Origin of the sequence: Gillisia sp. Hel1_33_143, assembly GCF_900104765.1 — a bacterium.
Taxonomy (GTDB): Bacteria; Bacteroidota; Bacteroidia; order Flavobacteriales; family Flavobacteriaceae; genus Gillisia.
Genome location: NZ_LT629737.1, coordinates 507,366 through 521,165 on the forward strand (window position 1 = coordinate 507,366; position 13,800 = coordinate 521,165).

A 13,800-nucleotide genomic window follows, 5' to 3' on the forward strand; every position below is an offset into this window, starting at 1 on the left:
GTATCTTTAGTTCAGAAAATTATGTTCTGAATAAATAAATATAGTATCTTTGCAGACTCATTAATAATGGAGGTCGAGAACCTCACAAATTAATTTTTATGCCTGTAAAAATAAGATTACAAAGACACGGTAAAAAAGGAAAACCTTTTTACTGGATTATCGCTGCTGATGCTAGAGCGAAAAGAGATGGTAAATACCTTGAAAAATTAGGGATCTACAATCCAAATACCAACCCTGCGACTATCGAATTAGATGTTAATGAAGCGGTAAAATGGTTACAGAACGGTGCACAACCAACAGATACTGCCCGTGCTATCCTTTCTTATAAAGGAGCTCTTCTTAAGAACCACCTTGCTGGTGGAGTTAGAAAAGGAGCAATTACTGAAGAGCAAGCAGATGAAAAATTCCAAGCTTGGTTAGATGAAAAAGAAGGAAAAGTTTCTAATAAAAAAGAATCTTTATCTAAAGAGCAAGAAGCTGCAAAGCAAAAAGCTCTAGAAGCTGAAAAAGAAGTAAATGCTAAGCGCGAAGCTGCTGCTAAAGAAGCTGCAGATGCCGCAACTGCTGAAGAAGCTGCTGCTAATGATGCTGAAGCAACTACAGAAGATGCTTCTACTGAAGAAAACAAAGAAGCTTAATTTAATTAACTAGCGATGCTTAAAGAAGAATGTTTCTATTTAGGAAAGATCGTTAGTAAATTTAGTTTCAAAGGGGAGGTATTAATTAAACTTGATACCGATGAACCCGAAGCTTACACAGAAATGGAATCAGTATTCGTTGATTACAACGATAATCTGGTTCCATTTTTTATTGAAAGAAGCTCTCTCCACAAAAGCGATTTGCTTCGCGCTAAATTTGAAGATGTAAATACCGAAGAAGATGCTGAAGATCTAATGAAATGTGATCTCTACCTTCCTCTCACCCTTCTTCCAGAACTAGACGGCGATAAATTCTACTTTCATGAAATTATTGGATTTACCGTTGAGGATATAGAATATGGTACCGTTGGAAAAATTGTTTCTATAAACGATAGCACTGCCCAATCTTTATTTGAGATCGAAAAAGACGGTAAAGAAGTTCTTATCCCTATGAACGAGGAATTCATAGAAAAGTTAGATAAAAAGAATAAGATCATATTCTTAAAAACTCCTGAAGGTCTAATAGATCTTTACTTAGATTAATTAGCTTGGAAGCTCCTTTTAAATTTAAAGAATTTAGTATTTCTCAAGACAGATGCGCCATGAAAATTGGTACAGATGGTGTTCTTTTAGGTGCTTGGACTCCTGTAGATAAAAATGTATTTTCTATACTTGATATTGGAACAGGAACTGGATTAATTTCATTGATGCTTGCGCAAAGAAGTTATGCAGATTTAATAGATGCTCTTGAAATAGATGAAAATGCTTATGAACAGGCGGTAGAAAATTTTGAAAATAGCCCCTGGGGAGATAGATTATATTGTTATCATGCAGGCTTTGATGAATTTGTAGAGGAGATGCAGGATGAAAAATATGACCTAATTGTAAGTAACCCCCCTTTTTATAATTCTAATCTTTCTGATAAAAAGACCTCTTCTAGAGAAATTGCAAGATTTCAAGATGCTTTGCCTTTTGAAGAATTAATTTCTGGAGCGTCAAAGTTACTTTCTGAAGAAGGAAAATTAAGCCTGATAGTGCCTGCAGATGAAGAAAGCAAGATCTTAGAGTTTGCTAAAGTTTGCAATTTATACCCCTCAAAGATCACCCGAGTGAAAGGCACTCCTACTTCTGAAATTAAAAGAAGTTTGATCTTATTGAGCTTTCAGCAGAAAGAAACTATACAAGATATATTGATTTTAGAGGAAAGCAGACATCATTATACTAAAGAATATCATAAAATGGTAGAACCTTTCTACTTAAAATTATAAGCTTTTAAATTGTTTGCTATTCTTGGGTTGGCTATTTTTGTGTACAAACCCACGATAAATGAAAGCCGACTTATTTCAAGCTCCTGATTACTACAATATTGACGATCTACTTACAGACGAACATAAAATGGTTCGTGATGCTGCTCGTGAATGGGTAAAAAGAGATGTTTCTCCTATTATTGAACAAGCTGCTCAAGAAGCAAAATTTCCAAAATCTATTATAAAAGGTCTTGCCAATATTGGCGCATTTGGACCTTACATCCCAGAAGAATACGGCGGAGCTGGTTTAGACCAGATCTCTTACGGACTTATAATGCAAGAAATTGAACGTGGAGATAGTGGCGTGAGATCTACGGCTTCTGTACAATCTTCTTTGGTGATGTATCCAATCTATGCCTATGGAAGTGAAGAGCAAAAGAAGAAATTTCTTCCTAAGCTGGCATCTGGAGAATTTATGGGAAGTTTTGGTCTTACGGAACCAGATCATGGATCTAATCCAGGAGGACTAGTTACTAATTTTAAAGACAAAGGAGACCACTATTTATTAAATGGTGCAAAATTATGGATCTCAAATTCGCCTTTTGCAGACATCGCTGTGGTATGGGCTAAGAATGAAGATGGTAGAATTCACGGATTAATTGTAGAACGCGGAATGGAAGGTTTTTCTACACCAGAAACCCACAATAAATGGTCGCTTCGAGCAAGTGCAACCGGAGAACTTATTTTTGATAACGTAAAAGTTCCAAAAGAAAACCTTTTGCCAAATAAAAGTGGATTGGGAGCTCCGCTAGGATGTTTAGATTCCGCTAGATATGGAATCTCTTGGGGAGCAATTGGAGCTGCAATGGATTGTTATGATACAGCGCTGAGATATTCTAAAGAAAGAATGCAGTTTGGAAAACCAATTGCCGGATTTCAATTACAACAGAAGAAATTGGCTGAAATGATCACAGAGATCACAAAAGCTCAACTCTTAGCATGGAGATTAGGTGTTCTTAAAAATGAAGGTAAAGCTACCTCAGCTCAGATCTCTATGGCTAAAAGGAATAATGTAGCTATGGCATTAAATGTTGCAAGAGAAGCCAGACAGGTACTTGGAGCAATGGGTATTACTGGAGAATACAGCATAATGAGACATATGATGAATTTAGAAAGTGTAATAACCTATGAAGGTACACATGATATTCATTTACTTATTACAGGAATGGATATTACCGGGATATCTGCTTTCAATTAAGAAATATTAAAACTTAAATACTAAAGGGTAAGTCTATACATAATGACTTACCCTTTTTTCATATCTCAATATTAAATCGCATTACGCTCTTGTTTCTATACTATTTAAAAGAGAGCTACAACAAGCGTTAAAAACGAATAAAAACACAGTTAATCATTTTAAAAGTAATAAGCTGCTAATTACTTTTGCATACTCTAAAGAAAGAAAATGATTCAGGATATAAATACGGCTTTAAAGCCACATACAGCACAATTATTAAATCATCCATTATATAATAAGATCACCAGACCGGAGCATTTACGATGTTTCATGGAACACCATGTGTTTGCAGTCTGGGATTTCATGTCTCTTTTAAAATCGTTGCAGGAAAAACTAACTAAAACATCTACTCCCTGGGTACCGGTTGGTAATCCTGAAATAAGATACCTCATAAACGAAATAGTTCTTGCAGAAGAGACTGATGTGAATATAGATGGCAATCATCAAAGTCATTTTGAGATGTATTTGGAAGCGATGGAAAGAAGTGGCGCCAGCAGAAAAAAGATTGAAGATCTTTTATTTCAGGTAACTCATGGTACAGATATTTTCCTGATTATCGCGGTAAGCGATCTTCCTCTTAGTATTAAACAATTTTTGAAATTTACTTTTGAAACTATTGCGGAAGGAAAACCACATAAAATTGCTGCAGCTTTCACCTTTGGAAGAGAAGGACTAATTCCAGATATGTTCACTTCCATTATTAAAAGTGTACAACAGAATTTTCCGGAAGAAGATCTTAAGCTCTTTAAGTATTATTTTGATAGACATATAGAACTAGACGCCGATGAACATGGGCCAATGGCTTTTAAAATGATAGAGGAACTTTGCAATAACGATCCTGAAAAATGGCAAGAAGTGATGGATATTTCTAAAAAAAGTCTGGAACACAGAATCGAACTTTGGGACGGAATAGAAAGTGAAATTTCAGAAACTATAGCAACTCATTAGAGAATAATCATAATCATAAGAAAGGGCAGGAAAATAGATTTTCTGCCCTTTTATTATTAAAACAAATTAATTTATTACTTCACTAATTCAAAAGATGTTCTTAAAGAATCGTCTGCAGAATTAGTTCCAACAAAAACTTCAAAATCTCCTAGTTCATAAACATGTTCTAAACTGGAATTATAAAATTTTAAATCTTCAACACTAAGCTCAAATGTTACAGTTTTCATTTCTCCTTTTTTGAGAAATATCTTCTGAAAACCTTTTAATTCTTTAACCGGTCTAGTAACAGAGCCAACAAGATCTCTTACATATAACTGCACAACCTCTTTTCCATCATAATTACCAGAATTGGTAATATCTACGCTAATCTTTAAGGTCTCATTCTCCGCAAGTTGCTCCGTACTCAGACTCAAATTCTTATAGCTAAAGGTGGTATAACTTAAACCATACCCAAATGGGTATAAAGGTTCATTTCGAACATCTAGATAGTTAGATCGAAATTTTACGAATTCCCCTTCTTTATTTTCTAGAGGTCTCCCGGTATTTTTATGATTATAATAAATAGGGATCTGACCTACATTTCTTGGAAAAGTTGCTGTGATCTTTGCCGATGGATTAACGTCACCAAACAAAACATCTGCCAGTGCATCTCCTGTTTCGCTCCCTGCAAACCATACATCTAAAATTGCAGGTACTGTTTTATCTTCTTCTGTTAGCACCAACGGACGTCCGTTAAAAAGCACCAACACTACAGGTTTTCCTGTTTTCACCAAGGCTTGTAACAGATCTCTTTGTGCCTTAGGAATAGAAATATCGGTACGACTACTGCTTTCTCCGCTCATTTCTGCGGCTTCACCAATTGCAGCGACAATAACATCAGATTTTGAAGCAATGGATACCGCTTCTTTTAACATCTCTTCATCAGACCTACCATCTCTTGGAATGTCTTTTCCAAAAGCAGTTCCTCGTGCTTCAAATTCTTTATCGTAAGACAAATTACTCCCCTTAGCATAAAGTACTTTAGCAGAATTTCCAACCGCAGATTTAATTCCATCCAATACAGAAACAGATTTATCTTGAGGAGTAGCTACGCTCCAAGTTCCGGCCATATTATTGCTGGCATTAGCCAACGGACCAACAACCGCAATAGTTCCTGATCTTTTAATTGGAAGAACATTATTTTCATTTTTAAGTAATACCATAGATTGAGAGGCTACTTCTCTGGCAAATATTCTATTTACGCTAGTGAAGATTTCAGAATCTGCTCGTTCTTTATCTGTATATCTATAAGGATCTTCAAAAAGTCCTAATTGGAACTTCGCTTCTAAAATTCTTCGAACCGCCGTATCTATGCTTTCTTCTGAAACTTTATCTTCTGAAAGCGATTTTTCTAATGTTGAAACAAATCCTTCTCCCACCATATCCATATCTACTCCTGCATTTAATGCTAAAGCAGCAACTGTTTGAAGATCACCCATTCCATGCGCTATCATTTCATTAATACCGGTGTAATCTGTCACCACAAATCCGTCAAAATCCCATTGATCTCTTAGCAAGTCTGTTAACAACCATTTATTACCTGTGGCAGGAATTCCATCTACTTCATTAAAAGAAGCCATCACAGTACCTACCCCAGCTTCTATCGCCGCTTTATAAGGAGGCAGATAATCGTTATACATACGAATTCTGCTCATATCTACTGTATTATAATCTCTCCCTGCCTCTGATGCGCCATACAAAGCAAAGTGTTTAACACAAGCAAGAATGGTATTGCTTTTACTAAGATCATCTTGCTGATACCCACGTACCATTGCTTTTGCAATTTCTCCACCTAAATAAGCATCTTCCCCATTCCCTTCTGAAACTCTCCCCCAGCGTGGATCTCTTGAAACATCTACCATTGGAGAAAATGTCCAGTTAATCCCATCTGCACTCGCTTCCATGGCAGCCATTTGTGCAGTTTTCTCTATCAATGCCATATCCCAAGAGGTAGACAAGCCTAAAGGAATTGGAAAGGTGGTTTCATACCCGTGAATCACGTCCATCCCAAAGATCAAAGGAATCTTTAATCGACTTTTTTCTACAGCTATCTTTTGAACTTCTCTTATCTTTTCAACTGTTTTAATATTGAATAAACCACCAATCTTTCCCTCTTCAATCTTCTTGGCGACATCTGTACTTTTAGCCTGCCCTGTAGTAAAATCGCCAGAAGAAGGTAGATTTAACTGTCCAAGTTTCTCTGTTAAAGTCATTACAGAGATCAGGGAATCTATCTTTCTGTTCATTTCAACTTTATCAGCTTTATACGCCGAGTAGTCTATGGTTGGCTTTTTGCTATTTAGTTTTTTTTCTTGAGCATTCATGGCAAAAGAACATCCACAAATTGCCAAAACAATTAATTTCTTTGCAAGTGTAGTGGGTTTATATAGGGTATTAATCATTTCCATCTTCTTCTATTTTTTTTCGATCTAGCCTATAGATCTTGACATTTATTCTATTTTTTCTGAGCTAATAACCACTCGTATAATGCAGGATTGTTATAAGTTTCTGTCCAACTATTGTGATTGGCTAATGGATATACTGTGTACTTTACATCATTACCAGCCTCTTTTAACGTCTTAACCATTTCATTACTATTGGTTGGAGAAACCACATCATCTAAGGCACCATGAAACACCCAAATCGGCATTTTTTGGATATGAGAGATGTTTCTGTATATAGGTCTATAAATGGCACCACAAACCGGAGCCATCGCAGCAAAAAGCTCAGGATATTCTCCTCCTGTAGCCCAAACTCCATATCCACCCATACTTAAACCTGTTAAATACACGCGGCTCTCATCAATTCTATTCTCCTTGATCACTTTTTTAACCAAAGCGGCAACTTCATGCGCTCTCCAATACACTTCTTCCGGACATTGTGGAGCCAAGATTACAGCATCAATCTTATGTCCTTCTTTTATATAATTTAAAGGTCCATGAACCGAAACTTTCGAAAGATCTTCGCCACGCTCTCCGGCTCCATGAAGAAATACAATTAACGGATACTCTTTTTTGGAATCTTTATATCCATCTGGCGTATATAATACATAATCTAACTTTACAGGAACTTCAACTTTTTCATCAAAAGAGTGTTCAGAAATTTGTGAGAACACCTGAAAGTGAAACATTGTTATTAAGAATAGTATTAAAAACTTTTTCATGCTATATCAATTAATATTTAAAACCCAATTTATCTAATCCTTGCTTTACCTCATCGGCGCCCATAAATAGATCCCAGATTAAACCCGATCTATAATTTTCTATCATTACCACCATTGGCCCTTGATCTATCGCTAAATATTGTGGGGCTACCCAATCTTCTCCTACCAAGCTAAAAGCATCATAAAATCCGGCAGGTCCCCAAGTAAGATCATTCAGTTCATTATAGAAATAGCTCATGGCAGCTAGAGATTGTTTAGGAGTATATGGAATAGAACTTATAGCTGCAGTTGGAGAAATTACTCCTCTATCATTATTAGGAGAATGAGCGGTATATCCAATACTCCCATCTTTCTCTTTTGTATAACTGGCGGTAAGTCCCCAAACATTTTCACCATAACCTTCAAATTGATTAGGGTTTTTTACACAGTACAAATAATCTATCATTACATGATTTTTATTTAACTCCCAGTAATCTGCATATTCATCTGAAAGTCCTTTTGGATTCAAACCTAAGTAAGAATAATGCGCCCAAAATAAGGGACCCCCAAATTCTTCAGCATAATTATGTTTTAGAATTAATGGCAATCCATATTTAGAATTATGTGAAACTATAGCTCCATTTCTTGCCCAGCCTTTATGATAAGCATCTGCAGAAATACTATGAGTTGGAGATGCTGCGGCCATGATGTAAGTTATCAAAGTTTCATTATAACCTTCTAACGGAAAGTTCATTTCCCATTTATAATCTGGAGACCAGTGCCAGTATAATACATCTTTATTATTAGTATACCAGTTCCAATCTATCCCTTTCCAAAGTTCATCATATTTTGCAGCTACCGCTTTTTCTTGATCTGTTCCATTTTTTAAATATTCTCTGATCACGATAAAACCTTGTGCTAAAAAGGAAGTTTCTACAAGATCTCCTCCATTATCTTTTTGTCCGAAAGGTTGAGTTTTTCCTGTTTCACCATCAATCCAATGAGACCATGCCCCATGATATCTATCTGCTTTTGCCAGAAAATCTGCAATTTTATCTAATCTTTTTATTCCTTCTTCTCTGGGAATGAATTTTCTGTCTATTCCAGCAATTAAGGCCATCAATCCAAACCCAGAACCACCGGTAGTGATAATATTTTGATCATTTAAAGGATAATTACCGTCTGGATGAAACCTTTCTCTAGCTAATCCTGAATTTGGCTCTGCATAGTCCCAAAAATATTTTAAGGTCTGACTTTCTACAGTATCCAATAATGCTTCTCCTTCTAATTTTTGAATTGTTTTATCGTTGGAATCTATCTCTGATTTTTGCTGATCTTCAGCAGTATTTTTACAAGAAGTGTTTAAAAAGATGGATGCAATTAATAGGTAGGTATAAATTTTCATATAACTGATTTGTTTGCGTTAGCTAAAAACATGTTGCCCTCCCAAATTGGAAGTGCAACACATTTTACTAATTCAAAAAAGATTATTTTTTTTAGACTGAGATTAAAATGCCCATTTAGAGCCTTCACCTTATTCCCACTTGATATCATCTATATAAAAGATATCTTCTGCGGTACCATCAGATTGACCTCCATTGAAGAAGAGTACTAATTTTTTATGATTAGCTCCAGCTTCACTGCTAAAGTCTACAGTATATTCTGTCCATTTGTCTACAACGGTAATATCTGCAAAAATCTCTTTGGCAGGAGAAGTTCCACCTTCAAGCTTGGTTAATAAAGGCACGGCTCTGGTAGAAAGAATTTTTATCTTCAACGTATTCTTAGTAGAAAGATCTATTACTCCTCCTCTATCAAAAACCAAAGCATCATAAGCTTCGGTACCATTATCTAGCACTTTAAGCACTTTACTACTAGTGTTAGCTCCACTCGATTTTGGATTGTCTACAATTTCTGTAGTTACACAACAGGTAATCTCATAGTTCTGTTGACATTCAAAATCATTTACGATGTTCATATTTGTTGCAACTCCATCGCATGGATCGAATGCTGCAAATCTTAGATCGTCTATATAATATTTATCTGTTGGGGTTCCATCACTTTGCCCACCATTAAAGAACAGCACTAATTTTGTGTGATCTGAAGCTGCCTGATCTGTAAAATCTACTGTGTATTCTGCCCATTCTCCTACTACATCTATAGCTGCAAAAACTTCTTTTGCCGGGGTAGTTCCTCCTTCTAGTTTAACCAATAATGGCACTGCTCTTTCAGCAAGAACTTTTATCTTGAAGTAATTTTTTGTGGATAGATCAAATGCTTGTGAAGATTCAAATATCAATGCATCATAAGCTTGCGTACCATCATCTGTAACTTCCAGAACCATATCGCTAGGGTTACCTTCACCCACCTTCGGGTTTTCTACTATAGAAGTTGAAAGGAATCCGGGAATTGTAGTGTTTTGCTGACAATTAAAATCATTAATAATACTTCTATCTGGAGTTACTCCATTACAAACATCAGAAAGTTCAGCAAATTTAAGATCATCTATATAATACACTTGTTTACCATCTGTTTCTACTCCTGCATTAAAGAATAAAACAATTTTGGTATGATCTTCCATAGCTTGATCGCTGAAATCATAAGAATATTCTACCCACTGTTCTGTTTTGGTAACAGTAGCATCTTTTTCGATTCCTGCAGAAGTTCCTCCTTCTAATTTAGCTTTTAACGTTCCTTCTACCGGAGCCCAAACTTTTATTTTGAAAACATTGTTAGTAGAAAGATCTATAGAAGTACCATACTCTATAATTACGGCATCCCAAGCTCCAACTTCATCTACATATTTACCAACAAATTTACTATTATTAAGATCAGATTTTGCTGGGTTGGCCGTAAGTTCTACTTCTGGAACATCTTGATTTCTCTGACAATCAAAATCGTTTACAATACTAAGATCTGGTGCAACACCTGCACAAGGATCTGCTGTAGCAACCCATTTAAGATCATCTATATAATAAACATCTGATCCATCTGTATCTACTCCTGCATTAAAGAACAATACTAACTTGGTATGGTCTTTATTGAATTGATCGCTAAAATCAAATGAATATTCTACCCACCCTGAAATATTAGTGATGTTTACATTTAATTCTTTAGCGGGAGAATTCCCACCTTCTAATTTAGCTATTAAAGTCCCTGCTACCGGGGCTTTCACCTTTATTTTGAAGGTATTATAAGTAGAAAGGTCTATTGCAGAACCATAGTCTACAATTAAAGCATCCCAGGGCGCTGCAGGATCTTTATATTCACCTACAAATCTGCTAGTATTAACGCCAGACTCATCCGGATTAAGAACAGCTGTAACTCCATCCAAAGTTATATTTGCCTGACATTGAAAGTCTGAAATAACATTTGGATCTTCTACAACATTTGTTTGCTCACAAGGAATAGACTCTATAGATGGGTAAAATTGATCTTCTTCTGTACAGGAGAAAAACATCATTAATAATCCCAGTGATATATAACTTAGGAATAGTTTAATTGTTTTCATTATTCAACGCGATTTAAGTTAGTTCTACTTTTTAATGCTTAAAGATTGTTCTGCTAAAAGTGGAGTTCCCCACCTCTTATATTTCTAAATGTTTGGACTACTGAAACCTAATTTTGTTAAGCCTTGCTTTACTTCTGGACAAGACATAAAAAGATCCCATAATAATCCTGTTCTATAATTTTCTACCATGACTATTATTGGCCCTTGATCTATAGCTAAATATTGATTGGAATACCAATTTTCAGATTGATTAAAAGCATCATAAAATCCATATTGGCCCCACAGTTTACCATCAAAATCATAATAAAAATGACGAAGCGTTTTTAAAGATTCTTCCGGAGTATATGGCATAGAAGATAATGCTGCAGTTGGAGTTATAGTACCGTTATCATTAGTAGGACTATGCGCAGAATACCCAGTATTATCATCACTAGCGGTTAAGCCCCAGTTTACCGCACTATAACCTTCAAAGCTTTTTGGGTTTTTTATAACATACTCTCTATTAATAAGAGTATGATTCACGTTCTGATCCCAATAGTTGGCATAAGTATCTTGCAATCCTTCAGGATTTAATCCTAAGAAAGAATAATGAGCAAAGAATAACGGACCTCCCAAATCTGGTCCTAATGGCAGTTGCCATTTTTGATAATAGAATCTTCCATTTACAAAATTAGCACCAGAAGCCCATCCGTTATGATAAACATCTGACTCGATGGCATGAGTTCGTGAAGATGCTGCCAACACGTAAGTGATCAAGCCTTCGTTATAACCCTGAATTTGATGATTTATTTGAAACTGATATTCCGGAGACCAATGCCAGGTTAATGACTTTTTATTATTGGTGTAAAAATCCCATTCTACACCATCCCAGATAGCATTAATATTTTCTCGCAAAGCCTGTTCTTCTGAAACATCCAGATCAAAATACTGCCTGGCAGCTAAAAGCCCTTGAATCATAAAAGAAGTTTCTACGAGATCTCCACCGTTATCTTCCGTAAAGAATGGCCGTACTTTTCCAGTATTTCCATTATACCAATGTGGTAAAGCACCATGAAATCTATCCCCATTTAATATAAAATTGGTGATCTTATTCAATCTTTCTACAGCTTGTTCTCTAGAAATATAATTTCTTTCTACTCCTACAATTATTGCCATTACACCAAAACCACTCCCTCCTGTTGTAACAATATTAGGAGCTTCACCGCCGTAAGAATTAGCATCTGACCGTTCTCTGGCCAACCCACTTACAGGATGTGCAAAATCCCAAAAATACTTAAACGTTTGTTCCTGTAATTTATCCATTAACTCTACATCTGATAATTGTTGAGGTAAACCTGGATCTGGAGGATTTGGAGTTGGATTACTGCCGTTATTATCTTCACTTTTGGAACACGAGATCATTACAGAACTTATTATTCCGATATAGATAAGCGCAATTATGAAACGTGTTTTCTTCATGTAAATAGTTTTTTTCGATATATTAAAATAACACTGGATCTTAGTAGGGTCAATCCAATGTTATTAAATTCAATTTAGTAACCTGGGTTTTGAGTTAACTTACCCTTACTTAGATCTATTTGTGCTTGCGGAATAGGGAACAATTCATTTTTACCATCCACAAAATTCTTCCCATGAGCTCTTAAAACTTGTCCTGCTCTACCTTGACGTACAAGGTCAAAAAATCTATCGTGCTCAAAAGCAAGTTCCCATCTGCGTTCTTTCCAAACATCTTGCTGAGTAACTGTATTAAGACTTTCAAGTCCTGCACGATTTCTAACCAGGTTTAATGGAGTAAGAGCATCGCCACCAACTTTTAAAGCTGCCTCTGCATTCATTAAAAGAACTTCTGCATATCTAAGAATTCTAACATTTTTATTAGACTCCCAATCTCCACCATTAAAGCTTTCCATGGTTTTACTAACATATGCTTTTTGATTATACATAGGATTAGATACCGTTTCTGCCACTAAAAATCCATCCCAAAGAGTTTCTCCTCTAAAAATGATAGTTGCATCTCTTCTAGTATCTCCTTCTTCATAAGAACTTGCGAGATCTTCAGAAGGAGTATTAAATCCCCAGCCCCATCCACCGGCACCTCTAGCACCTTGGACCACAAAATAGCCTTCTACTCCTTTATTTGGAGTTTCACCTCTACCCTGAATTTCAAATATAGACTCTGAATTATTTTCGCCTATTTCTTTCCAAACATCTTCATAATCTGGAGTTAAACTATATCCTAGACCCATCACTTCATTAGTAAGATCATACACTTCTTGCCAATTTTCCTGATACATATTCACTTTAGCCAACAAAGACAATGCTGCTCCTTTTGTTGCTCTTCCAAGATCTGTATTTGGATAAGAGGTAGGTAGATTCTCTACTGCATTTTGTAGATCTGCAGTTATAAATGCGTAAATATCTTCTTTTGATACTCTATTATTTGCCGCATTTATATCATCCTGATTTTGAATATCTGGAACTCCCTGTATTAATGGAACTCCACCAAACATTCTTACCAATCTAAAATAAAACATAGACCTTAAGAACCTAGTTTCACCAATTAGTCTGGCTTTTAAAGTTTCATCTATATCGAGATCTGGTAAATATTGCAACGCCTGATTTGCTCTGGCTATACCTTGATAATTGGCTTCCCAAACTTCATTTATAGAAATGGTATTAGAAGTAAAAGTTAAAGCATCCATAAGGTCTTTATCTGTACCGGTATCTCCCGGATCACTTCCTTTATCTGCATCATCACTTGTTATACTCGTAACACCAATCCACGAAAAAGAACTCTCGTTAAAAGATAGAAATTTATTATATACAGCATTCACCAATTCTGTAGCTGCTGTAGGACTTGAGAGGGCTTGTTCTGTAGTTTCTTTGGAAGGTTGTACGGCAAGAAACTCATCATCGTTACAAGAAGCTAATGATACTAGCATTAGTCCTGTTATAATTGTAATTATAGGTTTTTTCAT

General features: G+C 35.8%; 11 protein-coding genes. 5 read left to right on the forward strand and 6 right to left on the reverse strand.

What is annotated here, in order from left to right; translation table 11 throughout:
• The first annotated feature begins 98 nt into the window (after window positions 1-98).
• From BLT84_RS02310 to BLT84_RS02330, 5 genes are all read left to right on the forward strand, one after another.
• On the forward strand, window positions 99-638 hold the full coding sequence (locus BLT84_RS02310) for a 30S ribosomal protein S16 (protein WP_034893691.1): 540 nt from the start codon (window positions 99-101) through the stop codon (window positions 636-638).
• A 15-nt stretch (window positions 639-653) separates the two neighbouring features.
• On the forward strand, window positions 654-1,181 hold the full coding sequence (gene rimM / locus BLT84_RS02315; protein WP_034893688.1) for a ribosome maturation factor RimM: 528 nt from the start codon (window positions 654-656) through the stop codon (window positions 1,179-1,181).
• A 59-nt stretch (window positions 1,182-1,240) separates the two neighbouring features.
• A complete protein-coding gene (locus BLT84_RS02320; protein ID WP_091267936.1) occupies window positions 1,241-1,906 on the forward strand; it encodes a tRNA1(Val) (adenine(37)-N6)-methyltransferase in 666 nt (221 codons plus the stop codon).
• Window positions 1,907-1,964: 58 nt separating this feature from the next.
• Entirely contained in the window at window positions 1,965-3,143 is a 1,179-nt protein-coding gene (locus BLT84_RS02325; protein WP_034893682.1) for an acyl-CoA dehydrogenase family protein, read from the forward strand.
• Between the two features lie 207 nt (window positions 3,144-3,350).
• On the forward strand, window positions 3,351-4,130 hold the full coding sequence (locus BLT84_RS02330; protein ID WP_091262600.1) for a DUF3050 domain-containing protein: 780 nt from the start codon (window positions 3,351-3,353) through the stop codon (window positions 4,128-4,130).
• A gap of 74 nt (window positions 4,131-4,204) precedes the next feature.
• On the opposite strand, the gene bglX is transcribed toward BLT84_RS02330, so the two are convergent.
• The 6 genes from bglX to BLT84_RS02360 form a co-directional block, all read right to left on the reverse strand.
• On the reverse strand, window positions 4,205-6,577 hold the full coding sequence (gene bglX, locus BLT84_RS02335) for a beta-glucosidase BglX (protein ID WP_231929417.1): 2,373 nt from the start codon (window positions 6,575-6,577) through the stop codon (window positions 4,205-4,207).
• Between the two features lie 47 nt (window positions 6,578-6,624).
• Window positions 6,625-7,332 carry a prolyl oligopeptidase family serine peptidase gene (locus tag BLT84_RS02340; protein WP_091262601.1) on the reverse strand — a complete coding sequence of 236 codons (708 nt, stop codon included), beginning with the start codon at window positions 7,330-7,332 and terminating at the stop codon, window positions 6,625-6,627.
• A 10-nt stretch (window positions 7,333-7,342) separates the two neighbouring features.
• Window positions 7,343-8,716, reverse strand: a complete 1,374-nt coding sequence (locus BLT84_RS02345; protein ID WP_091262603.1) for a glucoamylase family protein — start codon at window positions 8,714-8,716, stop codon at window positions 7,343-7,345.
• A gap of 129 nt (window positions 8,717-8,845) precedes the next feature.
• Entirely contained in the window at window positions 8,846-10,822 is a 1,977-nt protein-coding gene (locus BLT84_RS02350) for a hypothetical protein (RefSeq protein ID WP_157717885.1), read from the reverse strand.
• An 84-nt stretch (window positions 10,823-10,906) separates the two neighbouring features.
• Window positions 10,907-12,280, reverse strand: coding sequence for a glucoamylase family protein (locus BLT84_RS02355; protein WP_172822433.1), 1,374 nt, complete (start codon window positions 12,278-12,280; stop codon window positions 10,907-10,909).
• Between the two features lie 74 nt (window positions 12,281-12,354).
• On the reverse strand, window positions 12,355-13,800 hold the full coding sequence (locus BLT84_RS02360; RefSeq protein ID WP_091262607.1) for a RagB/SusD family nutrient uptake outer membrane protein: 1,446 nt from the start codon (window positions 13,798-13,800) through the stop codon (window positions 12,355-12,357).

Excerpts from the sequence above, each read along its gene's own strand:
- BLT84_RS02310 (WP_034893691.1), top strand. The coding sequence starts at position 99 with ATGCCTGTAAAAATAAGATTACAAAGACACGGTAAAAAAGGAAAACCT.
- rimM (WP_034893688.1), top strand. The coding sequence starts at position 654 with ATGCTTAAAGAAGAATGTTTCTATTTAGGAAAGATCGTTAGTAAATTT.
- BLT84_RS02320 (WP_091267936.1), top strand. The coding sequence starts at position 1,241 with ATGAAAATTGGTACAGATGGTGTTCTTTTAGGTGCTTGGACTCCTGTA.
- BLT84_RS02325 (WP_034893682.1), top strand. The coding sequence starts at position 1,965 with ATGAAAGCCGACTTATTTCAAGCTCCTGATTACTACAATATTGACGAT.
- BLT84_RS02330 (WP_091262600.1), top strand. The coding sequence starts at position 3,351 with ATGATTCAGGATATAAATACGGCTTTAAAGCCACATACAGCACAATTA.
- bglX (WP_231929417.1), bottom strand. The coding sequence starts at position 6,577 with ATGGAAATGATTAATACCCTATATAAACCCACTACACTTGCAAAGAAA.
- BLT84_RS02340 (WP_091262601.1), bottom strand. The coding sequence starts at position 7,332 with ATGAAAAAGTTTTTAATACTATTCTTAATAACAATGTTTCACTTTCAG.
- BLT84_RS02345 (WP_091262603.1), bottom strand. The coding sequence starts at position 8,716 with ATGAAAATTTATACCTACCTATTAATTGCATCCATCTTTTTAAACACT.
- BLT84_RS02350 (WP_157717885.1), bottom strand. The coding sequence starts at position 10,822 with ATGAAAACAATTAAACTATTCCTAAGTTATATATCACTGGGATTATTA.
- BLT84_RS02355 (WP_172822433.1), bottom strand. The coding sequence starts at position 12,280 with ATGAAGAAAACACGTTTCATAATTGCGCTTATCTATATCGGAATAATA.
- BLT84_RS02360 (WP_091262607.1), bottom strand. The coding sequence starts at position 13,800 with ATGAAAAAACCTATAATTACAATTATAACAGGACTAATGCTAGTATCA.